Below are 24024 nucleotides of genomic sequence, written 5' to 3'. Positions count from 1 at the left end.
CTGGCCGCTCATTTCATCGGGATCCGTTGCCATGCACGATATCGTCAGTGCGATCTTCAGCGCTTTCGTCCAGCTCACGATATGGACCTCCAGTCTCGCGACCGGCCTTGGCGCTCTCGGCGGGCACAAGCCGCAGCAGGGTGAACTCGCCATGGCTGCCATCGTCGTGGCATCGCTCCTGGTTTGTATCCTTGGCTGCTTCTGGGCGCTGGTCGAGAGGGGACGCCGCGCTGCCGGGCAGCATGCCATGAACCAGAATCTGGCGCGCGCGCAATCGGAAATTCGATTCCGCGAGGCGATGATCAGCGCCTGCCCGGAGGCGATCGTGGTCATGGGAGCCGACATGCCGGCGCCCCTGAGCTATCGGGGCGGTAGCGCCCTCCTTCAAGCCTGTCTTGCCGGCTCCGATTCCACAACGCTTGCAGCCCGGATGAAATCGCTTCTCGAAGCCGGGGCGCCGTTCGTCCTGACCGCCCGCACGGCGATTCACCAGGGGGTCGCCGTCCAAGGCTGCGTTGTCGGCAGTCGGGCCGCGATCTTCATGCGCATCGAAGACGAGACGACAGGACGCGCGCGCGATTTCCAGACGATGCTGGAGGCCATCCCCATGCCGCTATGGATTCGCGACCGCAGTTTCGCGCTGACCTGGGCGAATCGTGCATTTCTGGGCACGATCGGCGCAATCACGCTGGATGCCGCGCGCCGATCCGACCAGCGCCTCGTCCGCTCCGAGCGAGATCTGGTGGGTGCCGTACTAGAAGGCAACGACGTCATGGGCGAACGGCGGTATGCCGTCGTCGAAGGTCGGCGTCGCGCACTGTCCGTCGATATGGTGCGCTTGCCGAGCGCCCAGGTTGCAGGTATGGCGCTCGACGTGACGGAGACCGCACAGGCCGAGGCCCAAATCAGGCTTGATGCCGATGCAAATGCCGATTTGCTCGATAAGGTCGAGGTCGCCGTAGCACTGTTCGGCTCGGACCGGCGGTTGGCGTTCTCGAATCGGAAATTCTCGCAAATGTGGGGTCTGCCCGAGGCATGGCTCGAGACGCATCCGGCGATCGAGGACATCTTCGATCGACTGCGCGAGGTTCGGCGGCTTCCAGAACAGCGTGATTTCCAGAATTGGAAGAAGGAGCACCTGAAGCTATTCGAAACGGATGACGGCCAGCTCGACGAAGCATGGCATGTGCCGGGCGGCGTGAGCGTGCGCGTAAGAGCGTATCCCTATCTTCTGGGTGGCGTGTACTACATTTTCGAAGATGTCAGCGAAGCGCTGCGTCTCAGTACTTCACTTCACATGCTGACGGCGACACAACGCGCGACACTGGACACCATCGAGGACGGCATGGCCGTATTCGGCCCGGACGGGCGTCTGAAGATGCACAATGCCGCATTCGCAAGACTTTGGCATCTCGATGAGTCCGATCTGCAGGCCGAGCCGCACCTGACGACGCTGTCGGCGCTTTGTCTCACGCGTTTCGGTCGCGACGGGATCTGGAGCGCGGTGCAGTCGGGCGTCGTATCAAACGAGCCGGCGCGCTATGGCGATTGGGGCCGCCTCGCGCGGGCCGACGGCCGGATCTTGTCGCTCTCATTGACGAGATTGCCGTTGGGATCAACGCTGGTGAGCTTCGAGGACCGAACCGACTTGGAACGCTTTGAAGCTGCCATCGCATCCGACGTAGCCGTTGCATGAGCGGATTGTGAACGGGCATCCATACGGCACAGCAGGAGCCCAACGGCTGTCTGGGATGGGCCGGCTATAGCGCGATCTGCGCGGTTGTGGAGTCTGGAACATCGCAAGCTGTACGCGGCATCAACTAACCGTGACGATTGGCGATTTGCTGGTTGTACGCACCGGCAAGTGCATCGAGTTCGGCCGCGGCGGCAAGCAGTTTTGCAGCATAGCGTGGATCTGCGCCGGCTTCCGCATAGGCGCGGAGGTCGCGCGCGATCTCCGCGGCACGCTCCTGAGGCGTCAGGCTATTTGAATCGCATGTCCGCATCCCCGCTCCCGCGCGTTCAACCGGCAAGTCGAAGATGCGTCGGCGGCGCCGATTTCGACAATTAGGTCTTTCCGCTAGGCAAAACTGCGTAGAAGAGGGGCGTTGACGTCTATGAGAAACGCAGCAAGACGAAATTTGCTATATTGCGAACATTTAAGTAATTGTGGTGGTCATTCGTCTTTTTGCGCAAGATACCGACGCGACAAAGAGGAGCACCACCGCCCTTCCCTATGACGGTTCCGGCGCGGCGTTCCGCTTCCGCCTGCCGCTTGTCAATCCGAAGGAGGCTGCCGTATGAGCGCCGAGAAAACGATATTCGTCGTGGATGACGATCCCGGCGTACGCGACTCGCTTCGCGTCCTGATGGAGTCAGCCGGCTATATCGTTCGCGATCACGATTCCGCCAAGGCATTTCTCGCCGATCGAACCGGTGGCGGTTGTCTTGTGGCGGACATCCGCATGCCCGAAATGGACGGTCTGGAACTTCAGGAAGAGATGATCAGACGAAACATGCCAATACCGGTCATTGTCATCACCGGCCATGGCGATGTACCGCTTGCGGTGCGGGCGATGAAGGCGGGGGCGGTCGACTTCATCGAAAAGCCGTTCGACGACGAGGTGTTGCTCACCAGCATCCGACGGGCCTTGGAGATCGGCCAGAAAACCCGGGTCAAGGCCGCGGAGGTTGCGGCAGCCGAGCGCCTGCTTGCGTTGCTGACTCCACGCGAGCGCAATGTCCTGGACCAATTGGTGATGGGGCGTTCAAACAAGGTTGCCGCTTATGAACTCGGTATTTCGCCGCGTACCGTCGAAATCCATCGCGCCCACATCATGGACAAGATGAACGCCCGCAGTCTCTCCGATCTCGTTCGCATTGCGATCGCGTACCAGTCCGGACCCGGAAACTAGGCAATGGCACGTATGGCCGACCCCTTGGGTGCCGCCTAGGTTTAAAGTCGGCCAAACATGGTGAGACGGATGTGAGCGAGGTTTCAGAATGGCTGGCATATGTCGTCGATGACGATGACGCGGTCCGGGAATCGGCTCTCCTGCTGCTCGAAGCGGCCGGTGTTCCGGCGCGGGGCTACGGATCGTCGGGCGCATTTCTTGCTGCGTTTGATGCCACGCTGGCGGGTTGCCTGATCTTCGATGTCCATATGCCGGGCCTCAGCGGCATTGCTCTCCTCGCGCTTCTGCGCGGCTGGGGCGTGAATACGCCGGCGATTATCCTCACGGGACGAGCGGACCACGCCGTGGAAGCGGAGGCGTGGCGATATGGTGCCTCTTTGCTCAACAAACCTGCCTCTGACGACGAACTGATCGGCATGATCCGCGCGGCGTTTGCCACTCGGGGGTTATGTAGTGATCCGTAAGGGATCAACCCGAATATGGCCGGGCCGCGATTTGCGCCACTATCCGGGTGCCCCTCCTGATCTCTCCCCCGGGCTAAGAGGGCGGACGCGGCAGGCCTCGCTTTATGGCCGCCGCGTCCGAATGCCGGGACATGCCGCGTAGAAAACCACACAGGGGCGGCACACGCGCATTCTCCACATCGCGGACGACCCGAAGATCATCGATGTGTTCCTTTGTAGATTGCACAGGAAGCTGAGCGAGGCCGTCGGCCACGACACATATCCATGGAGCCGGCGAGACCAACCTCTGCGGCTATTCACACATGGCTCGACGCCAGGGCGCTGGCAACCCGGACGGAGTATCGCGCCGCGTTCGTTACGGCGCAGCGCGTCAGGACCGGGCTCTGCGGGACACGGAACCGCGCGCGTGCGGAGACGGTCGCTCGCCCGATGCGTTCCGCCTCGGCTTCGCCCGATCGCCGCCGGGCCAGGCAGCCAAGGCCATTGCTGCGACCTCTCGCAGATCCGCGGCCTTTGCGCCGGCCGACGCCTGCACGCACATTCCGTTCGCAATCGTGACGAGATAGCGCGCCAGCGCCGACGCATCGGCGCTTTCGGGCAGGTCGCCGGTCCGCCGCGCGCATTCGAAGCGTTCGCGCAAGACCAGCTCCTTCTCGGCGCGATGGCGTGCGAGCTCATTGGGGATGCGCTGATCGTCACCCGCAAGCCCACTCTGCAGCAACAGGCAGCCCGGTGGATGATTGTTGGGATCCGTCGCCATTTCGGCCACGCCTGTCAGGAACAACTCGGCAGATGCGCGGGCGGTCGGCGCGTCGAGCACTTCCTGCAGGAATCCCTTGCGTCCCTCCTCGTAGCGGTCGAGCACGGCGCGGAAAAGCCCTTCCTTGCTGCCGAAGCATGCGTAGAGGCTGGGCGCACTGATGCTCATTGCGCTGGTGAGGTCGGCCAGCGACGCGCCTTCGTAACCCTTGCGCCAAAACACATCCATGGCGCGATCGAGCGAATCCTCCACGCAAAAGGTGCGTGGTCGTCCCGTTCTCACTGCATGCCTCCCTGGCATTTATTTGTATCGTTCACTACATAATGGCCTTGAAGGTCTTCGTCCAGGGTCCATATCTGTAGCTCTCGTTACAGAATACAGGGGACCGCCCATGTCGCATATCGCCGAACTGACCGGAAAATTTACCGCCGCCGACGTCTCATCGCCTAAGCCTTTGTCTTTCCTAAAGAAACATCCCGCGCTGAGCGGCGTCGGGGCCGCCTTGGTCATCGGCCTGGGCGTCGCCATCCACAGCGCCAGCGGCAGCGAGGCGCCGGCCGTCTCCAATCTGCCCCCGGTTGTCACCGTCGCCGCGGTCAACCCGCAGGTGGTGCGCGTCTGGTCGGACTTCTCCGGCCGGATGGCTGCGGTGAACGCCGCCGATATCCGTCCCGAAGTCGGTGGCCGGGTGGTGGAGGTGCGCTTCAAGGACGGCCAGACGGTCGCCGCCGGCGACATCTTGTTCGTCATCGATCCGCGCCCTTATGAGGCGGCGGTCAAGAAGGCCGAAGCCGATCTGGCAACCGCCAATACCAATCTCAAACTGGCGGGAGCCGAGTTCGAGCGGGCGCAGCGCCTCATGGCAGCCCAGGCCGTCGCCCGGGACCTTTATGACACACGCGACAATGCTCGCGGCGTCGCGGTCGCCGCGGTACAGGCGGCGCAGGCGGAACTGGCGCAGGCCAAGATCGACGTCGACCACGCTTATGTTAAGGCGCCTATCGGCGGCCGTGTCAGCCGCGCCGAGGTTACCATCGGAAATCTGGTGCAGTCCGGCGCTACTGCCCCTTTGCTGACCAGCATCGTATCGAATGACGGAATCTATGCCGATTTCGAGGTCGACGAGCAGACCTATCTGCAGAGCATCCGGAGCCATGCGGCCACCATCGGCCAGGAGCAGCGCATTCCGGTGCAGCTCACGCTGCAGGGCGACGATAGCCATGTCTATCGCGGGACGATCGAGAGCTTCGACAACAAGATCGACACCGGCACCGGGACGATCCGCGCCCGCGCGCGCTTCGACAATGCCGACGGCTCCTTGGTGCCCGGCATGTTCGTGACGGTGCGGATCGCCAACCCCGCGACCAGCAAGGCACTGCTGATTCCGGAAGCCGCCATCGGCAACGACCAGAGCAAGCGCTTTGTCTATGCGCTGGACCGCGGCAATCACGCCTTGTTCCGCGAGGTTACCCTCGGGCGCGAAGTCGACGGGCGCCGGATTGTGACAGCGGGACTGAACCCCGGCGAGCGGATCGTGGTCGACGGTCTGCAGCGGGTCCAGCCGGGTGCGTTGGTCGACGCCCGCCAGGCGGTGGCGGCGCGCTGAGCGCCGCCCCGTCGGGGGTGCTATACATCCAAATATAAAGAGAAGCGGGGAACGCCGTGAACCTGTCCAAATTCTTCGTCGATCGTCCGATTTTTGCGGGCGTCATCTCGGTCGTGATCTTTCTCGCGGGCCTGATCGCGATGACGCAGCTGCCGATCTCGGAATATCCGGAGGTCGTGCCGCCCTCGGTCGTGGTGAAGGCGATGTTTCCCGGCGCCAATCCCAATACCATCGCAGACACGGTCGCGACGCCGCTCGAAGAGCAGATCAACGGCGTCGAGGGCATGCTCTATATGTCCTCGCAAGCCGCGTCGGACGGCACCCTGACGCTGACGGTCACCTTCAAGCTGGGCACCGATCCGAACCTGGCCCAGCAAATGGTGCAGAACCGCGTCAACCAGGCCCTGCCGCGCCTGCCGGACGTCACGCGCAACCTCGGCGTCACCACGATCAAGAGTTCGCCCGATCTCACCATGGTCGTCCATCTGAATTCGCCGGACGGCCGTTACGACATGCTTTACCTGCGGAATTATGCGGTCCTGAACGTCAAGGACCGTCTTGCCAAGATCGAAGGCGTCGGCGACGTCCAGCTGTTCGGTTCCGGCGACTATGCGATGCGGGTCTGGCTGAATCCGCAGAAGATCGCGGAGCGCAACATGACGGCGGACGACGTCGTCGCCGCGATCCGGGCCCAGAATGCCCAGGTTGCCGCCGGCGTGATCAACGGGCCGCCCTACAGCAAGACCGGCGAGCTGCAGCTTCCGGTGAACGTCCAGGGACGCCTTACGGATCCCGAACAGTTCGCCAACATCGTCGTCAAGCGTGACAACGGCGTCGTCACCAAGCTGGGCGAGGTGGCGCGGATCGAGATCGATGCTTCACAATATGGCTTGCGCTCCCTGCTGAACAACAAGCAGGCGGTCGCCATTCCGATCTTCCAGGCCCCCGGCTCCAACGCCATACAGATCTCCGACCGCGTTCGCGCGACAATGGAGGAGTTGAAGCAGAATTTCCCGCAGGGGCTCGATTATTCCATCGTCTACGACCCGACGGTCTTCGTCCGCGATTCGATCAAGGCCGTGGTGCATACGCTGCTCGAGGCGGTGCTGCTGGTCGTCCTGGTCGTGATCCTCTTCCTGCAGACCTGGCGCGCCTCGATCATCCCGCTGCTTGCCGTTCCGATCTCCATCGTCGGCACGTTCGCCGCGATGTTGATATTCGGCTTCTCGATCAACGCGTTGTCGCTGTTCGGCCTGGTGCTTGCCATCGGCATCGTGGTCGACGACGCCATCGTCGTGGTCGAGAACGTCGAACGCAACATCGAGGCGGGCCTGTCGCCCCGCGATGCCACACTGAAGGCGATGTCCGAAGTCACCGGTCCGATCGTCGCCATCGCGCTGGTCCTCTGCGCCGTGTTCGTTCCCATCGCGTTCATCAGCGGCCTGACCGGCGAGTTCTATCGCCAGTTCGCCCTCACCATCGCCTTCTCGACGATCATATCGGCCTTCAATTCCCTCACCTTGTCGCCGGCGCTGGCTGCAGCGCTGCTGAAGAGCCACGACGCCCCGAAGGATGCGCTGGCCCGCGGCATGGACCGCGTGTTCGGCGGCTTCTTCCGGCGCTTCAACGGCCTCTTTCACGCCGGCTCCGAGGGCTATGGCCGCGGTCTTGGCGGCGTCGTGGCCCGCAAGTCCCGCGCGATGCTCGTCTATGCCGTCCTCCTCGGCCTCACCTATATCGGCTTCCAGGCCGTGCCCCCCGGCTTCGTGCCGGTGCAGGACAAGCAATATCTCGTAAGCTTCGCCCAGCTTCCCGAGGGAGCTACGCTCGACCGGACCGAGGCGGTCATCCGCCAGATGTCCGATATCGCGCTCAAGGAACCCGGGGTGGAGAATGCCATTGCCTTCCCAGGCCTCTCCATCAACGGCTTCATCAACAGCCCGTCCGCCGGCATCATCTTCGTCGCCTTGAAGCCCTTCTCCGAGCGGACCTCGTCCGATCTCTCCGGCATTGCGATCTCCCAGAAGCTGCAGGCGAAGTACAATGCCATCCAGAAAGCGATGATCGCGATCTTCCCGCCGCCGCCGGTGCAGGGGCTCGGTACGATCGGCGGCTTCAAGCTGCAGGTCGAGGATCGCACCGACCTGGGCGATGCCGCGCTCGATCGTGTGATGAAGGACATCCAGACCAAGGCCCGGGCCAATCCGGCGCTGGTCGGCGTGTTTTCGAATTTCAACACGGGCGTGCCGCAGCTCTATGCGGATCTCGACCGGACCAAGGCGATGCAACTGGGCGTCAACGTCCAGGACGTGTTCGATGCGATGCAGACCTATCTTGGCTCGATCTATGTCGACGACTTCAATCGCTTCGGTCGTACCTACCAGGTGATCGCGCAGGCCGATACGCAATACCGCTCGAAGCCGGAGGATATTGCGCGCCTGCAGGTCCGCAACGCCGACAATCAGATGGTGCCGCTGGGCGCGATGCTGAATGTGCGGGAGACGACGGGACCGGACAGCGCGCTGCGCTACAACGGATTTCGCGCCGCCGATCTCAACGGCGCTGCCGCGCCCGGCTATTCGTCCGGCCAGGCGCAGGCCGCGATCACCAAGCTGCTCGCAGACAACCTGCCCAAAGGCATGACCTTCGAGTGGACCGACCTCACCTATCAGCAGATCCTGGCCGGCGACACCGCGCTCCTGGTCTTTCCGCTCTGCGTGCTGCTCGTCTTCCTCGTCCTGGCGGCGCAATATGAGAGCCTGTTCCTGCCGCTGGCGATCATCCTGATCGTGCCGATGTGCCTGCTCTCGGCGATCGCGGGCGTATGGCTGACGCATGGCGACAACAACATCTTCACCCAGATCGGCTTGTTCGTGCTGATCGGCCTCGCATGCAAGAACGCGATCCTGATCGTCGAATTCGCGCGCGAGCTCGAGATCCAGGGGCGCGCCACGATCGACGCGGCGCTGGAAGCGGCTCGGCTTCGTTTGCGCCCCATTCTGATGACGTCCTTCGCCTTCATCATGGGCGTCATACCGCTGGTCCTGTCCTCCGGGGCCGGCGCCGAGATGCGCCATGCCATGGGCATCGCGGTGTTCTTCGGCATGCTCGGCGTGACCTTCTTCGGCCTCTTCCTCACGCCGGTGTTCTACGTGCTGCTGCGCATGCTCGAAAAGCGCGTGACGGGCACTGAGATGGTGCATCACCACATCTGATTGTGGATTCGCGCCGGAAGACATGGTCTGATCGCGTCGATCAGAGAGCCATCCATGTCATCCAAAATCGTTGCGATCGTAGGCGGCGGCTTCAGCGGCGCGCTGCTGGGGCTGAAATTGCGCGAAGCCCGTCCCGACTGGCGCATCGATATCATCGAAGCAAAGCCCAGGATCGGGCGCGGCATCGCCTACGGCGCTTGCGCACCCGAACACATGCTGAACGTCCCGGTGGCGCGCATGGAACTGGGTCTGTCGCCAGGCTTCGCCGATTGGCTCGCTCGCGGCGGCGAGATGGAGGATGCCGTGGCCGAGGCCGGCGGCGACATGGCGGCGGCCTTCGCGCCGCGGCGGCTGTTCGGCGACTATATCGAGGCCCAACTGAAGACGGCGGTGACCACCCGTGGCCGCGCCGGCCTGCACGTGATCCGCGGTGAAGCCGTGCGCCTGCTGGCGGCGCCCCGCCGCGGCCTGCTCCTCACCGACGGCCGCGAAGTCGAGGCCGACATCGTGGTTCTCGCCATGGGCAACCTGCCGCCCCGCCCTCCGGGAGGGCCCGATCGCTGGCTGTATGATACCGGCACCTTCATCCCGGATCCCTGGGCGGTGGATGCGTTCCAGGATCTCGAAGATGACGAGCCTCTGTTGTTGATCGGCACCGGCCTCACCATGGTGGATGTCGCCTTGCATCTGGATAAGCGCGGCCATCGCGGCGCCGTCCTTGCCGTGTCGCGACGGGGCCTTCTGCCGCAAACGCACAGGGCCGGAGGAAACTGGCGCGCGTTCCTGCAAGGCCGCATTCCTGCCTCGCCGCTCGCCCTGCTGCGCCTGGTGCGGCAGGAGGTTGCGCGGGCACAGGAGCAAGGCGTGCCGTGGCAGCGCGTCTTCGACGCGATCCGTCCCGCCGTGCCGACGATCTGGGAGAGCTGGAGTGCCGAGCAGCGCCGGCAGTTCGTCCGGCATCTGAGGCCGCGCTGGGATATCCATCGCCATCGCATGGCGCCGCGCGTCGCGAATGCGCTGCACGACCTCATGCAAAGCGGGCGTATCGAGACGCTGGGCGGACGCATCGCCGGCTTCCGCGAAATCCCGGCGGGCGTTGCCGTGACGGTGCGCGCCCGCAAGGGAGGCGAGCGCCTCTTCGAAGCCGGCCGCGTGATCAATTGCACCGGCCCGGGCGCGGACTTCGGCAGGATCGCCATCCCGCTGATCGCGGACCTCCGCGAGCGTGGTGCTGCTCGCGCCGATCCGCTGGGGATCGGCTTCGAGACGTCCGATTGTGCTGTGCTTGACGCGAACGGCCGGGCTTCCGACTGGCTGTTTGCCCTCGGTCCGCTCACGAGGCCGGCTTGGTGGGAGATCGTCGCGGTGCCGGAGATCAAGATCCAGATCGACCGTCTCGTCGATCATCTGGTCAGCGAAGTGCCGGCCGGGAGCCGACGCCTGACGACCAGCGACTTCCTGGATATCGGCGAAGGCATCTAGCCTGCGGCCCTTCGCGATCGTCCTTCAGTCCGACCAGAAGACCGACACGGGCACGGCGGCCTGATGCAGCACGGCACGCACCGGTGCCTCGTCCACGTCGTGTCCCGCCAAGGCATGCCTGTAGGCATCGAGCTTCGCCTGGCCGCGGATCAACAACGCGATCCATCGCGCGTCGAGCAGGGCGCGCAAGGTCAGCGTCATGCGCTCGCCCATCGCCGAAGACCGCGGCGGGTCGACGGCGCGCGCGAGTGCTGCATCGGTCGTATCCAGCGCGCGCGCCAGCCCCACCGATCCGGGAATCAGCGAGGCGGTATGGCCGTCATCGCCCATTCCGAGCAGCACCACGTCGAAGGGACGCGGCATGGCGGAGAGCGCCGAATCCGCGTGGGGCTCAGCCTCCGCGGCGTGAAGGTGCATGGTCTTGAGCGGCACGAATTGCGCCTGCGCGGCCGCACCCACCAGCAAGCGTGTACGGATGAGATGCTCGTTGCTTCGCTCGGAGGTTGGATCGACCCAGCGCTCGTCCGACAGCGTGACCGTCACATCCGTCCAGGGCACCGCCCGAGCCGACAGCATGTCGTACAGAGGGCCCGGCGTCGTTCCGCCCGAGACGACGAAGCTTGCTCGCCCGCTTTGCGCCACGCCGGAGCCGAGACGTGCGGCGATCTCGCCGGCGAGAACGGCATGAAGATCGTCGGCGTTGCGGAAGCCGCAAAAGACCGGTTGCTGGAAGTCAGGAGTGCTACTCATACCAGCTGTGTCCGTTTCGTTCGGTGAGCGCGACCGCGGCGGAAGGCCCCCAGCTGCCGGCCGCATAGGGTAAAGGAGGCAGGCCATGCCGTTCCCAGCCCGCCATGATGGCGTCGACCCACGACCACGCGGCTTCGGCTTCGTCGCGGCGCACGAACAGCGTGCCCTTGCCGTGCAGCGCCTCGAGCAGCAGCCGCTCATAGGCGATGCGCCGCCGTCTGTTCTGGAAGGTGTCGCTAAGGCTGAGATTGAGGCTGAGCGGCCGCAGCTGCATGCCGTTCTGTTCGAGGCTCGGCGTCTTGTTCATCAGCAGCAGCGCGATTTCCTCCTCGGGCTGCAGCCGGATGGTAAGGCGGTTGGGCGGCAGGTCGTTGCCGGGGAAGATCGAGTGCGGCACGTCGCGGAACTGGATCACGATCTCCGAACGGCGCAGCGGCAGCCGCTTGCCTGTGCGCAGATAGAATGGCACGCCGGCCCAGCGCCAATTGTCGATATGGGCGGCGATGGCGACGAACGTCTCGGTGCCACTGCCATGGCCGCCGGCTTCGTCACGATATCCCTTAACCGCGTGCCCGTCGGCGAAACCAGCACTGTACTGTCCGCGCACGGTCTTCCTGGCGATGTCGCGGCCGCCGATGGGGCGGAGCGAGCGCAGCACCTTCACCTTCTCGTTGCGCACCGAATCCGGATCGAGGCTGGCCGGCGGCTCCATCGCGACGAGACAAAGCAGTTGCAGCAGGTGGTTCTGCACCATGTCGCGGATCGCGCCGTACTCGTCGTAATAGGACCACCGCTCCTCGACGCCGACCGTCTCGGCGACCGTGATCTGAACCTGCTCGATACTGATCTTGTTCCACAGGGGCTCGAAAAAGGCGTTGGCGAAGCGCAGCGCCAGGAGATTCTGCACCGCTTCCTTGCCCAGATAGTGGTCGATCCGGAAGATGCGCTCCTCGCTGAACGCCAATGCGAGCTGATCGTTGATCGCCCGGCAGCTCTCCAGATCGCGCCCGATGGGTTTCTCGACGATCACGCGGCTCTCCGGCGTCGCAAGACCCGACTCCTTGAGATTGCGGCAGATCGCGCCGTAATGGCTGGGAGAGGTCGACAGGTAGTAGAGGATGTCCCGCGCGCCATCGGTCGCACCGTGCAGATTGGCGAACGAAGCGGCATCGTTGGCATCCACCGTCGCATGACGCAGCCGGGCCTTCAGCCTGGCCCAATGCGCGGGATCGAACTGTTCGCCGGCGCGGGTGCGGATCGCCATCTCGACCATGGTGACGAAGGCCTCGTCCGTCATCGCGCCGCGCGAACAACCGACGATGATGAGGCCGTCGGGCAGCAGCCCCTCGCTGTCGAGGAAATAGAAGGATGGAAACAGCATGCGCTGCGCCAGATCGCCCGTGGCGCCGAAGATAACGATCGCGCGGCTCAAATGCATCAGAGTCCCCGTTCCGGACGTTTGTCTTTCCAGGCCGTCGAATTCTTACCGTATCGCAGGCCCGCGCGAAATTCGCGTGGTGGCCTGCGACACTCGTTCCGTATGCCTATTTCGCTTTCCGCTCGTAGAGATTCCGGCAGAGCGAGACAAGTTGCTCGGTGCGGGACGGCTTGCTGAGAAATACACTGTCCTTGACCATGCGATCCCGGTCGCAGGGGTTGGCCGATGCATAGACGACGGGGATCGCCGGATGGGCGGCGCGGCAAGCCTCGGCGACGTCCCAGCCATTGACAGGCCCCGTCAGCCGGATGTCGGAGACAAGGAGGTCGAGGGCATGTCCGCCGGCGATGTGCGCGACGGCCGCTTCGCCGCTGGAGATCTCCAAGACCTCCCAGCCGGCCTCCAGCAGGGCATCGGCGATTTCCATGCGGACGAGCCATTCGTCTTCGACCAGTAGCACGACCGGCTTTTGTGCGGAATCAGCCACGCCTTCGCTCCGAATGCCCTGCGGCCGGCACCATAGGCGAATAGTCGACGTCCGACACGCAGCGGCACAAGCGATGGTGAACGCGACTCGTCCATCTTGGTTCCGAAGGGGCGACCAATTTAATCGCTGGCCTTTCGCCGGGGCGCAGGTAAAACGAATTCGTGACAGCTGTATGCCTCCTGGGGGCCAGATGAGTTCGGGCACATCGGCGGAACACGAGAGCACGCCTGCAGGCCGCGCTTCGCCGACGCCGGATGCGGCGCAGCATCTGGCCGCGATCATCACCTCCTCGGACGACGCCATCATCAGCAAAGACCTCAACGGCATCGTGACCAGTTGGAACAAAGGCGCCGAGAGGCTGTTCGGCTATTCCGCAGAGGAGATCATCGGCAAGCCGATTTTGCTGCTGATTCCGGCCGACCGCCAGAGCGAGGAGCCGGGCATCATCGAACGCATCCGCCGGGGCGAACGGATCGAGCATTATGAAACGATCCGCCGCCGCAAGGACGGCTCTCCCATCGACATCTCGCTGACCGTCTCGCCCATCCGCGACGGCACGGGCACCGTCGTCGGTGCGTCGAAGATCGCGCGCGATATCTCGGAGCGCAGGCGCGCCGACGAGCAATTGCGCCGCCAGGCGAAGCATCTTCAGACGCTCAACCACGTCGCCGAAGTCGTGTCCCGCGACCTCGATCTGCAGCGAATCGTCCAGTCGATCACCGACCTTGCAACCGAACTGAGCGGCGCGAAATTCGGTGCGTTTTTCTACAACGTCTCCAATGAAGCCGGACAATCCTATCTTCTCTACGCGCTGTCCGGCGCCCCGCGCGAAGCGTTCGAGACCTTCGGCCTGCCGCGCAACACCGCCCTGTTCGCACAGACGTTCCGCGGCGAAGGGATCGTCCGCGTCGACGATATCGCGAAGGATCCCCGTTACGGGAAGAGCGCGCCGCACCATGGAATGCCGGCCGGCCACTTGCCGGTCGTGAGCTATCTGGCCGTGCCCGTGATGTCGTCGTCGAACGAAGTCATCGGCGGGCTCTTTTTCGGCCACGATCGGGCAGGCGTCTTCAGCGACGAATCCGAGTCCCTTATCGCGGCTGTGGCGGCGCAGGCCGCTGTGGCGATCGACAATGCAAGGCTCCACCGCGCCGCGCAGACGGAGATCGAGCAGCGCAAGAAGGCGGAGGAGGCCAAGGAACTGCTCCTCAACGAACTCCGGCACCGCGTGAAGAACACGCTCGGCACGGTCCAGGCGATCGCAAGCCAAACCTTTCGCACTGCACCCGAGGAGGAACGGCAGGCCTTTGTCGCCCGGCTTCATGCGCTCTCCGACGCGCATGATCTGTTGAACCTTCAGAATTGGCGATCCGTCGGAGTCGAGGAGACGATCGCGCGCGCCCTGACTCCGTTCCAGCAGCGGGACCGGAAGCGCTTCGTCCTCGGAGGCCCGGTGGTCGAACTCAACCCGACCACGGCACTCCTTTTGTCCATGGTGATCCATGAGCTCGGGACGAATGCGGTCAAGTACGGCGCATTGTCGAATGACAGCGGCGAGGTTGCAGTCACTTGGTCCCTGGGCGAGACATCCAACGGTACACGGCTGAAGCTCGACTGGGTCGAGCATGGCGGCCCGGCGGTCAAGAAGCCGGAAAAACGCGGCTTCGGCAGCCAGATGATCGAGCGCACCTTGCGCGGCGAGCAGGGTGCGGCAATGTTCGATTACGCAGCGGCCGGACTGCACTGCATCTTGGAGATCAAGATCTAGAACGGTTCCATTTCTGAAAAAGCGGACCGTTCGCGCCGTATACCGGATCCCTGCGCGGCAGTCTCACGCGCGCCGCAGAGCGTCGAACCTTGCCGTCGGTGTCCTTCGGCTCGCATTCGTCATACGCTTTCGCGTTGGGATAGGCGCCGACGATCAGAAGATCGCGGGCTTTGCGCAATCGGTAGTGGCCGAGACCGGCGGGTAGCACGATCACGTCTCCCGCCTTCACGGCGATCCGCCGGCCATTCCTTCCGCCGAAGCGGGCATGCAACCAGCCACGCGCCACGCCGAGCACCTCGTGTGTGTTGCTGTGATAGTGCAGCCAGTCATACATGCCGTCGCGCCACGAGCCGCGCCAACCATTGTGCGCAAACAGCGCCTCGAAGATCGCCGCCGGATCGTAGTCGCCGTCCAGCCTGACCGCGGAGCGATAGACCAGCAGCGGCCAGGGGCTGTTCGGAACCTCGCCGTCATCGCGAAAGCGGAACGTCCGCGGCTGCCTTTCACGCACCAACGATTCGAGAGCGGCATTCGACGGACGGCGGAGACCTGTGCGGCGCTCGACGAAGGCTTTGACATCTTCCACGACCGACATGTGCAGGAAATCCGGGATAAAAGAGAAGGTTCCGCGCGTTATGTCTTCCGAAATGGGAGGACACCATGGCTAGGTATTCCAAAAGCGCCGGCAAGGATGTGAAACGCGCGCTGCACCGGCGCAAGGCGGGCAAGCTCAAGCGTAGCAAGGGCGGCAAAGGCGGCACGGTCAAGAGCAGGAAGCAAGCGATCGCCATCGGCCTGTCCGAGGCCCGCAAGAAGGGCAAGAAGGTGCCGAAGCGCAAGGTCGCCAAGAAGCGCAAGACCAAGAAGAAATCCGCCTGAACCTAAGCAGCCGTCGGCACGGGCTTTGCGGGATTGGCAAATCCCGCGATGGCCTCGGCGAGCGCATCCCGCACCACCGGCTTTTGCAGCACGGGATAATGCCGGAAGCGCTTGTCGAGGCTCTCCGGTCCGTAGCCGGTCATGAAGACGAATGGGATGCCCCGGCCGGCCAGGGCCTCGGCAATGGGATAAGCCTCGTCCGCGCCGAGATTGACGTCGAGGATCGCGGCATCGAGTTGGCCGGTGAGGGCGTCGTGCGATGCAGCGACGTTGAAGAACGGCCCGACCACGCGATGGCCGAGCTCCTCTATCAGATCGCTCGTCGCCATGCCGATCAGGGGCTCGTCCTCCACGACCAGGATTCGGAGCGTCGCGACGCCGTGGCGCGCGTCAAGCGCTGCCGGGGCCGATTTGATCGCCAGCATCGCCTCCGGCGCCAGCAACGGGATGGTGATGGCGCATTCGAGGCCTTCCGGGCGCCAGTCGAAATGCGCACTGCCGCCGCGCTGGGTGGCGACGCTGGCATTGATGATCTTGCTCCCGAAGCCGCTGCGTGTGGGCGGCTCGACGGCAGGGCCGTCCGCCTCGCGCCAATCGATCGTGAGGCTGCCATTCTCGACCGACCAGCCGACATGAACCTTGCCTTGCGGCTCGGACAGCGCGCCATACTTTGCGGCGTTGGTCGCGAGCTCATGCAAGGCCAAGCTGATGGTTTGCGCCCTGTTCGCGTCGACCACGATGGCAGGGCCGTTGAGTGTCAGGCGTGCCGGATCTCCTTCGGAGAAGGGCGCCATCTCCTCGGCGATGAGCTTGTAGATATCGGCACCCTGCCAGCGCGCCTGCGACAGCAGATCGTGGACATGTGCCAGCGCGCGAACGCGACCTTCGACCGCGGCGACATAGCCCCTGATGTCGTCGGCCTTGGTAAGGCGGACGATCGCCTGGACCACGGCCAAGGCGTTGCGCGCACGATGGTCGACCTCGCGCGCAAGAAGCTCCTGACGGCCTTCGATCAGCTTGCGCTCCGAGATGTCGAGCGTCACGCCGCTTATCCGCGCCACGGAATCATCGGCACCGAAGGATGCGGTCGCGACTACGGAACACCAGCGCTCCTCTCCGTCGGGCCGCACGATGCGCAGTTCGCTCCGCGCCGTGTTCTGGCCGGGACCGAAGCCGCGCACGATCTTCTCCAGACGCGGCCAGTCTTCCGGATGAATGAACGGGGCCACCGAGGCGAGGTCGAATTTGGTCGCGGGCAGGTCGATGCCGAAGATCCGCGCCTGGCCCTCATCCCAGGCCCAGGTCCCGGCCACGGCGTCGTATTCCCACGACCCCATTTGCGCGGCCGCCAGCGCGAGGCTGCGACGCTTTTCGCTCTCGAAGAGCTGCGTCGTCGAGGCTTCGAGTTCCGCCGTCCGCTCCGCGACGCGCTTTTCGAGGTCGCGGTTGAGCTCCGCCAACTGGCGCGACTTGCGATAGAGATCGGCGAAGACCTTCACCTTGGCGCGCAAGATCTCCGGGATCACCGGCACCGAGACATAGTCGACCGCGCCGGCATCGTAGCCCCGAAGATGGTCGGTCTCGGAGATGTTGATCGCGGAGACGAAGATCAGCGCGGTTTCCTGGTAGCGGGGATGATTGCGGATCATCGAGGCCAATTCGAAGCCGTCGAGATCGGGCATGCACACGTCGATCAGCACGACCGCCACGTCGCTCTTGAGCAGGACCGCGAGCGCGGCGCGGGCCGATTGCGCCGTGATCAGGTTCACCTCCAGATCCTTCAGCATCACATGGTAGCTGAGGAGCTTGGCGGGCTGATCGTCGACAAGGAGGACGTTGACGTTGCTCATCATCATGCCTCTAGCGGTGCAGCCACATGCGCAGGGCGGAAAGCAGCTGGTCCGTGTTGACCGGCTTGGCCAGGTAGTCCGACGCTCCGGCCTCCAGGCATTTTTCACGGTCGCCCTTCATCGCCTTGGCGGTCAGCGCGATGATGGGAAGGCGGCGGAATTTCGGGTTTTCGCGGATCAGCGCCGTGGTCTCGTAGCCGTCCATCTCCGGCATCATGATATCCATCAGCACGATGGCGAGCTCGCGCGTGGATTCGACGAGCGCGATCGCCTCGCTGCCGGTGGTCGCGGTCAGGACGTGCATGCCGCGACGCTCCAGCACGCTGGACAACGCGAAGATGTTGCGCGCGTCGTCGTCGACCAGCAGGACGGTCTGTCCGATCAGATCTTCGTCGGAACTGTTCAGCCGCTCCAGCATGCGCTGCTTCTCGGGCGGCAGATCGGTGATGATACGGTGCAGGAACAATGCCGTCTCGTCCAACAGGCGCTCCGGCGATTCCACGCCCTTGACCACGATGCTGCGTGCCATGGTGTGGAGCTGGGCGTCCTCTTCCGCCGTCAACTCGCGTCCCGTGAAGACGATGACGGGAATGTCCGACAGTTCGGTATCCGCCTTGAGCTGTTCGAGGACCTCGAAGCCGCTCATGTCGGGCAGCCGCAGATCGAGCACGACGCAGTCGGAGGGCGCTTCCCGCAGCATGTCGAGCGCGTCCTGGCCGGACTCGGCCGTGACGATCTCGATGTCGTCATGCTCCAGGAGGGCGCGGATGCTCAGCTGCTCGTCGGGATTGTCCTCGACGACGAGCAGCTTCCTGCGCCGCGGCTTGGCGTACTCCTTGATGCGGTTGAGCGCCGCCTGAACGCCGCCCGTCGTCGCGGGCTTGGACACGAAGGAGAAGGCACCGCGTGCCAGGCCGTGCTGGCGGTCCTCGTCCAGGGTGACGATCTGCACGGGAATGTGGCGGGTCTTGGGATTCTGCTTGAGCTGGCTCAGGACGGTCCAGCCGAGCATGTCGGGCAGGAAGACGTCGAGCGATATCGCGCTCGGCTGATAGGCGTGCGCCATTTCGAGCGCATCGTCGCCGCGCATCGCGACCAGCACCTTGAAGCCTTCGTCATGCGCGAGATCGAGCAGGATGCGGGCGTAGTGCGGATCGTCCTCGACGATCAGAAGCACCGTATCGGTGGCGCCGATGTCGTTGCGGTCGTCGGGAATCTGCTCGATGCGTTCGGGACTCTGCGCGTTCGCCAGGGCCTTGGCCGCGAGCGGCGCAGCGGGCTGCGCCTGCGACGGCCGGGCAGTCGTCGCGGGACCCGCATAGCGCACGGGCAGATAGAGGATGAAGGTGCTGCCCACGCCGGGAATGCTGCGAAGCTGGATCTCGCCGCCCAGAAGGCTCGAAAGCTCGCGGCTGATCGCGAGGCCGAGGCCGGTGCCGCCATATTTGCGGCTGGTGGATGCGTCCGCCTGCTGGAAGGCCTCGAAGATGATGCGCTGCTTTTCCGACGGGATGCCGATGCCGGTATCGGCGACCTCGAAGGCGACGACGCCCGCGGCCTGTCCGAGCAGGGGATGGGAGGCGGTCCAGCCGGATTCGACCGACGTGACCGACAGGCGGACACCGCCGCGCTCCGTGAACTTGAAGGCGTTGGAGAGCAGGTTCTTCAAGACCTGCTGCAGGCGTTTGGAGTCCGTCGAGATCGTGCGGCCGAGCTTGGGGTCGATCTCGACGTCGAAGGAGAGCTGCCGGGTGTCGGCCTCGTGGCGGAACGGCCGCGCCACCGCGTCGATGACGCTGCTGAACGCGATCTCCTCCGCGTCGACCGTCACGGTGCCGGATTCGATCTTGGACAGGTCGAGGATGTCGCTGATGAGGTTGAGCAGGTCCGTTCCGGCGCCGTGGATGGTACGGGCGAATTCGACCTGCTTGGCGCTGAGGTTGGTCTCGGGATTGTCGGCGAGCTGCTGCCCCAGGATCAGGATGGAGTTCAGCGGCGTGCGCAGCTCGTGGCTCATATTCGCCAGGAACTCCGACTTGTATTTCGAGGTCAGCGCCAGTTCCGACGCCTTCTCCTCGAGCGCGAGGCGGGCCTGTTCGATCTCCTGGTTCTTGCGCTCGACCTCGACGTTCTGCTCGGCGAGCTGCTGCGCCTTCTGCTCCAGCTTTTCGTTGGTCTGCTGCAATTCGCGCTGCTGCGCCTGCAGCTCCGCGGCGAGCTGCTGCGATTGCTTGAGCAGGCCCTCGGTCTGCATCGTGGCCTCGATCGAATTCAGCACGATGCCGATATTGCCGGTCAGCTGATCGAGGAAGGCGATCTGCAGGTCGGTGAAGCTCGCCAGCGAGGACAGCTCGATGACGGCCTTGATCTGGTTCTCGAACACCACCGGCAGGACCAGGATGCTCTGCGGCGTCACCTTCAGCAGGGCGGAGTTGATCGGCGGGGTCGTCGCATGAAGGCCGGTGATCAGCAGGCGCCTTTTGTCCAGTGCGCACTGGCCGATCAGGCCTTCGCCGATCCGGACCGCCTTGGCATGCCCGTCGACGCCGTCATCGGCGTAGGAGGCCAGCAGGCGCAGGCTCTCGCCCTCGCTTTCCATCTGGTAGATGACGCCGAGCTGGGCGCCGATCAGCGGGGCGAGCTCGGACAGCAGCGTGCGGCCCACCGTGGCGAGGTCGCGCTGGCCCTGCAGCATGTTGGTGAAGCGGGCGAGGTTGGTCTTCAGCCAATCCTGTTCGGTGTTGCGGTCGGTGGTCAGGCGGAGATTGCCGATCATCGTGTTGATGTTGTCCTTCAGCTCCGCCACCTCGCCGCGGGCATCGACCTGGATCGAGCGCGTCAGGTCGCCCTTGGTCACGGCGGTGGCCACTTCCGCGATGGCGCGCACCTGGGTGGTGAGGTTGGCGGCCAGCAGGTTCACGTTGCCGGTGAGGTCCTTCCAGGTGCCGGCGGCGCCCGGCACGTTCGCCTGCCCGCCGAGGCGGCCTTCGACGCCGACCTCGCGCGCCACGGTGGTCACCTGATCGGCGAAGGTCGCCAGCGTCTCGGTCATGTTGTTGATCGTCTCGGCCAGCGCCGCGACCTCGCCCTTGGATTTCACGGTGAGGTTCTGCTTGAGCTCGCCCATGGCGACCGCGGTCACCACCTTCACGATGCCGCGGACCTGTTCGGTGAGGTTCGCCGCCATCACGTTCACCGTGTCGGTGAGGTCCTTCCAGGTACCGGCGACGCCCGGCACCTGGGCCTGGCCGCCGAGCTTGCCCTCGGTGCCGACTTCGCGCGCCACGCGCGTCACTTCGGAGGCGAAGGCGTTGAGCTGGTCCACCATCGTGTTGATGGTGTTCTTGAGCTCGAGGATCTCGCCCTTCACGTCGACGGTGATCTTGCGGCTGAGGTCGCCGCGCGCCACCGCGGTCGTCACTTCGGCGATATTGCGCACCTGCGCAGTCAGGTTGCCGCCCATCGAGTTCACCGAGTCGGTGAGGTCCTTCCAGGTGCCGGCGACGCCGGGCACCACGGCCTGGCCGCCCAGGCGCCCGTCGGTGCCGACCTCGCGCGCGACGCGCGTCACTTCGGCGGCGAAGGACCGCAGCTGCTCCACCATGGTGTTCAGCGTGTCCTTCAGCAGCAGGATCTCGCCGCGCACGTCGACGGTGATCTTCTTCGACAGGTCGCCGCCGGCGATCGCGGTCGCGACCTCGGCGATGTTGCGGACCTGCGCGGTGAGGTTCGAGGCCATGAAGTTCACGTTGTCGGTGAGGTCCTTCCAGGTGCCGGCGACGCCCGGCACCTGGGCCTGGCCGCCCAGCTTGCCCTCGGTGCCGACCTCGCGCGCCACGCGCGTCACTTCGGAGGCGAAGGAGTTGAGCTGGTCCACCATGGTGTTGAGCGTGTTCTTGAGCTCCAGGATCTCGCCCTTCACGTCGACGGTGATCTTGCGGCTGAGGTCGCCGCGCGCCACCGCGGTCGTCACTTCGGCGATGTTGCGCACCTGGGTGGTGAGGTTCGCCGCCAGCAGGTTCACGTTGTCGGTGAGGTCCTTCCAGGTGCCGGCCACGCCGGGCACGTTGGCCTGGCCGCCGAGGCGGCCTTCGGTGCCGACCTCGCGCGCCACGCGGGTGACCTCGCCCGCGAAGCGGTTGAGCTGGTCGACCATGGTGTTGAGAGTCTCCTTGAGCTGGAGGATCTCGCCGCGCACGTCGACGGTGATCTTGCGCGACAGGTCGCCGCTCGCGATGGCGGTCGCCACTTCCGCGATGTTGCGGACCTGGGCGGTGAGGTTGCCGGCCATCGAGTTCACATTGTCGGTGAGGTCCTTCCAGGTGCCGGCGACGCCCGGCACCTGGGCCTGGCCGCCCAGCTTGCCCTCGGTGCCGACCTCGCGGGCCACGCGGGTCACCTCCGAGGCGAAGGCGTTCAGCTGGTCCACCATGGTGTTCAGCGTGTTCTTCAACTCGAGAATTTCGCCCGACACGTTCACCGTGATCTTCTTGGACAGGTCGCCGCGCGCCACGGCGGTCGCGACCTCGGCGATGTTGCGGACCTGGGCGGTGAGATTCCGCGCCATCGAGTTCACCGAATCGGTCAGGTCGTTCCAGGTGCCGGCGACGCCGCGCACGACGGCCTGGCCGCCGAGCTTGCCTTCGGTGCCCACTTCGCGCGCCACGCGCGTCACTTCCGAGGCGAAGGCGTTGAGCTGGTCGACGGTGGTGTTAATGGTCTCCTTCAGCTGAAGGATCTCGCCCTTCACGTCGACGGTGATCTTCTTCGACAGGTCGCCATTGGCGATGGCGGTCGACACGTCGGCGATGTTGCGCACCTGCGCGGTGAGGTTCGACGCCATCGAGTTCACGGAATCCGTCAGGTCCTTCCAGGTGCCCGCGACGCCCAGCACGTTCGCCTGGCCGCCGAGCCGGCCTTCGGTGCCGACCTCGCGCGCCACGCGCGTCACTTCGGAGGCGAAGGCGTTGAGCTGGTCCACCATCGTATTGATGGTCTCCTTGAGCTGCAGCACCTCGCCCGAGACGTTGACGGTGATCTTCTTCGACAGGTCGCCGCCGGCGATGGCGGTCGCGACCTCGGCGATGTTGCGCACCTGGGTCGTCAGGTTGTTCGCCATGAAGTTCACGTTGTCGGTGAGGTCCTTCCAGGTGCCGGCGACGCCGGGCACCTGGGCCTGGCCGCCCAGCTTGCCTTCGGTGCCGACCTCGCGGCCGACGCGCGTCACTTCGGAGGCGAAGGCGTTGAGCTGGTCCACCATGGTGTTCATGGTGTCCTTGAGCTCCAGGATCTCGCCGCGCACTTCGACGGTGATCTTGCGACTGAGGTCGCCGCGCGCCACGGCGGTGGTCACCTGGGCGATGTTGCGCACCTGGTCGGTGAGGTTGCCGCACATCGCGTTCACCGAATCGGTCAGGTCCTTCCACGTTCCGGCGACGCCCGGCACCAGCGCCTGGCCGCCGAGCTTGCCTTCGGTGCCGACCTCGCGCGCCACGCGCGTCACTTCGGAGGCGAAGGAGCGCAGCTGGTCCACCATCGTGTTGATGGCTTCCTTGAGCTGCAGAATCTCGCCGCGCACGTCGACGGTGATCTTCTTCGACAAGTCGCCGTTCGCCACCGCGATGGTCACCTCGGCGATGTTGCGCACCTGGGCGGTGAGGTTGTTCGCCATCGAGTTCACGGATTCGGTGAGGTCCTTCCACACGCCGGTCACTTCGCGGACCTGCGCCTGGCCGCCGAGCTTGCCTTCCGTGCCGACTTCGCGCGCCACGCGCGTCACCTCGGAGGTGAACACGCCGAGCTGCCGGATCATCGCGTTCACGATGGTGGCGGAGCGCAGGAACTCGCCCTTGAGCGGCCGGCCCTCGACGTCGAGATGCACGGTCTGCAGCAGGTCGCCGCGCGCCACCGCGGTGATCGCGCGCGTCATTTCCGCGGTCGGCCACAGCAGATCGTCGATCAGCGAGTTGACCGAACTTTCCATCTCCGACCAGGCGCCGCTCGAAAGGCCGAATTTCACGCGATGGCGGGTCTTGCCCTCGCGCCCCACGAGACCGCCGACCCGGTCCAGCTGCTCCGCCATGCGCTGGTTGGCGGCGACGATGTCGTTGAACGTATCGGCGATCTTGCCTGCCAGCCCCACCTGGTCGCCGGCGAGCCGGACCGTGAAATCGCCGCGACGCATGGCCTGCAGCGCGGCCAGGAGGGCTTCGAGATCGGCTGGAGAGATGTCACGCAGGCGGCCATTGCCATGGTCGGCGGCGGCCGAGGCGGGGACGCGCGCCCGCTTGCTGCGCCGGACCATATCGCCACTCTCAGACATAGGCGCACTCCTTTGCCCGACGACCGTCGGCGGGATTCGCATTCTCGGAAAAATGCAGGAAAATCAAACGGTTCGCATGGAAAGGGTA

At 64.8% G+C, this 24024-nt stretch carries 16 protein-coding genes; 8 read left to right on the top strand and 8 right to left on the bottom strand.

Going from position 1 to position 24024, the window contains the following annotated elements:
* Positions 1 to 31 precede the first annotated feature (31 nt).
* On the top strand, positions 32 to 1696 hold the full coding sequence (locus tag WDM91_13335; protein MEI9995573.1) for a PAS-domain containing protein: 1665 nt from the start codon (positions 32 to 34) through the stop codon (positions 1694 to 1696).
* Positions 1697 to 1820: 124 nt separating this feature from the next.
* On the opposite strand, the gene WDM91_13330 is transcribed toward WDM91_13335, so the two are convergent.
* Positions 1821 to 2006 carry a hypothetical protein gene (locus WDM91_13330; GenBank protein ID MEI9995572.1) on the bottom strand — a complete coding sequence of 62 codons (186 nt, stop codon included), beginning with the start codon at positions 2004 to 2006 and terminating at the stop codon, positions 1821 to 1823.
* Between the two features lie 294 nt (positions 2007 to 2300).
* On the opposite strand from WDM91_13330, the gene fixJ reads away from it, so the two are divergent.
* Complete coding sequence (gene fixJ / locus WDM91_13325; protein MEI9995571.1) at positions 2301 to 2915, top strand: response regulator FixJ; 615 nt, start codon at positions 2301 to 2303, stop codon at positions 2913 to 2915.
* Between the two features lie 71 nt (positions 2916 to 2986).
* Complete coding sequence (locus tag WDM91_13320; protein ID MEI9995570.1) at positions 2987 to 3379, top strand: response regulator; 393 nt, start codon at positions 2987 to 2989, stop codon at positions 3377 to 3379.
* Positions 3380 to 3749: 370 nt separating this feature from the next.
* On the opposite strand, the gene WDM91_13315 is transcribed toward WDM91_13320, so the two are convergent.
* Complete coding sequence (locus WDM91_13315; GenBank protein MEI9995569.1) at positions 3750 to 4391, bottom strand: TetR/AcrR family transcriptional regulator; 642 nt, start codon at positions 4389 to 4391, stop codon at positions 3750 to 3752.
* Positions 4392 to 4530: 139 nt separating this feature from the next.
* Between WDM91_13315 and WDM91_13310 the strand changes: the two genes are divergently transcribed.
* From WDM91_13310 to WDM91_13300, 3 genes are read left to right on the top strand one after another with little or no spacing between them, the layout of a single operon-like run.
* Positions 4531 to 5745, top strand: coding sequence for an efflux RND transporter periplasmic adaptor subunit (locus tag WDM91_13310; GenBank protein ID MEI9995568.1), 1215 nt, complete (start codon positions 4531 to 4533; stop codon positions 5743 to 5745).
* A gap of 56 nt (positions 5746 to 5801) precedes the next feature.
* Positions 5802 to 8960: a multidrug efflux RND transporter permease subunit gene (locus tag WDM91_13305; protein MEI9995567.1), complete on the top strand. Its 3159-nt coding sequence runs from the start codon at positions 5802 to 5804 to the stop codon at positions 8958 to 8960.
* Positions 8961 to 10442 (top strand): FAD/NAD(P)-binding protein, encoded by a 1482-nt coding sequence (locus WDM91_13300; GenBank protein ID MEI9995566.1) that lies wholly within the window; start codon positions 8961 to 8963, stop codon positions 10440 to 10442.
* A 24-nt stretch (positions 10443 to 10466) separates the two neighbouring features.
* On the opposite strand, the gene pgl is transcribed toward WDM91_13300, so the two are convergent.
* The 3 genes from pgl to WDM91_13285 form a co-directional block, all read right to left on the bottom strand.
* A complete protein-coding gene (gene pgl, locus WDM91_13295) occupies positions 10467 to 11192 on the bottom strand; it encodes a 6-phosphogluconolactonase (GenBank protein MEI9995565.1) in 726 nt (241 codons plus the stop codon).
* Positions 11185 to 12630 (bottom strand): glucose-6-phosphate dehydrogenase, encoded by a 1446-nt coding sequence (zwf, locus tag WDM91_13290; protein MEI9995564.1) that lies wholly within the window; start codon positions 12628 to 12630, stop codon positions 11185 to 11187. The genes pgl and zwf overlap by 8 nt, the downstream gene beginning before the upstream one ends.
* Before the next feature lie 106 nt (positions 12631 to 12736).
* The gene (locus WDM91_13285; GenBank protein ID MEI9995563.1) at positions 12737 to 13117 is read right to left on the bottom strand and encodes a response regulator; all 381 of its coding nucleotides are present in this window, start codon (positions 13115 to 13117) and stop codon (positions 12737 to 12739) included.
* A gap of 73 nt (positions 13118 to 13190) precedes the next feature.
* Between WDM91_13285 and WDM91_13280 the strand changes: the two genes are divergently transcribed.
* A complete protein-coding gene (locus WDM91_13280) occupies positions 13191 to 14885 on the top strand; it encodes a PAS domain S-box protein (GenBank protein ID MEI9995562.1) in 1695 nt (564 codons plus the stop codon).
* Here the strand turns inward: WDM91_13280 and WDM91_13275 are convergent.
* Complete coding sequence (locus tag WDM91_13275) at positions 14875 to 15396, bottom strand: cupin domain-containing protein (protein ID MEI9995561.1); 522 nt, start codon at positions 15394 to 15396, stop codon at positions 14875 to 14877. The genes WDM91_13280 and WDM91_13275 overlap by 11 nt on opposite strands.
* A 149-nt stretch (positions 15397 to 15545) precedes the next feature.
* Between WDM91_13275 and WDM91_13270 the strand changes: the two genes are divergently transcribed.
* Positions 15546 to 15764 (top strand): DUF6496 domain-containing protein, encoded by a 219-nt coding sequence (locus WDM91_13270; GenBank protein ID MEI9995560.1) that lies wholly within the window; start codon positions 15546 to 15548, stop codon positions 15762 to 15764.
* Positions 15765 to 15766: 2 nt separating this feature from the next.
* On the opposite strand, the gene WDM91_13265 is transcribed toward WDM91_13270, so the two are convergent.
* Both WDM91_13265 and WDM91_13260 read right to left on the bottom strand, forming a co-directional pair.
* Positions 15767 to 17614: a response regulator gene (locus WDM91_13265; protein ID MEI9995559.1), complete on the bottom strand. Its 1848-nt coding sequence runs from the start codon at positions 17612 to 17614 to the stop codon at positions 15767 to 15769.
* 10 nt (positions 17615 to 17624) lie between these two features.
* Positions 17625 to 23936 carry a HAMP domain-containing protein gene (locus WDM91_13260; protein ID MEI9995558.1) on the bottom strand — a complete coding sequence of 2104 codons (6312 nt, stop codon included), beginning with the start codon at positions 23934 to 23936 and terminating at the stop codon, positions 17625 to 17627.
* Between the last annotated feature and the right edge of the window lie 88 nt (positions 23937 to 24024).

It is taken from the genome of Rhizomicrobium sp. (assembly GCA_037200385.1).
GTDB lineage: Bacteria > Pseudomonadota > Alphaproteobacteria > Micropepsales > Micropepsaceae > Rhizomicrobium.
This window is presented reverse-complemented; position numbering and strand designations above follow the sequence as displayed.

Coding starts and splice junctions, on each gene's coding strand:
- WDM91_13335 (MEI9995573.1), top strand. CDS start 32: ATGCACGATATCGTCAGTGCGATCTTCAGCGCTTTCGTCCAGCTCACG.
- WDM91_13330 (MEI9995572.1), bottom strand. CDS start 2,006: ATGCGGACATGCGATTCAAATAGCCTGACGCCTCAGGAGCGTGCCGCG.
- fixJ (MEI9995571.1), top strand. CDS start 2,301: ATGAGCGCCGAGAAAACGATATTCGTCGTGGATGACGATCCCGGCGTA.
- WDM91_13310 (MEI9995568.1), top strand. CDS start 4,531: ATGTCGCATATCGCCGAACTGACCGGAAAATTTACCGCCGCCGACGTC.
- pgl (MEI9995565.1), bottom strand. CDS start 11,192: ATGAGTAGCACTCCTGACTTCCAGCAACCGGTCTTTTGCGGCTTCCGC.
- zwf (MEI9995564.1), bottom strand. CDS start 12,630: ATGCATTTGAGCCGCGCGATCGTTATCTTCGGCGCCACGGGCGATCTG.
- WDM91_13280 (MEI9995562.1), top strand. CDS start 13,191: ATGGTGAACGCGACTCGTCCATCTTGGTTCCGAAGGGGCGACCAATTT.
- WDM91_13270 (MEI9995560.1), top strand. CDS start 15,546: ATGGCTAGGTATTCCAAAAGCGCCGGCAAGGATGTGAAACGCGCGCTG.
- WDM91_13265 (MEI9995559.1), bottom strand. CDS start 17,614: ATGAGCAACGTCAACGTCCTCCTTGTCGACGATCAGCCCGCCAAGCTC.
- WDM91_13260 (MEI9995558.1), bottom strand. CDS start 23,936: ATGTCTGAGAGTGGCGATATGGTCCGGCGCAGCAAGCGGGCGCGCGTC.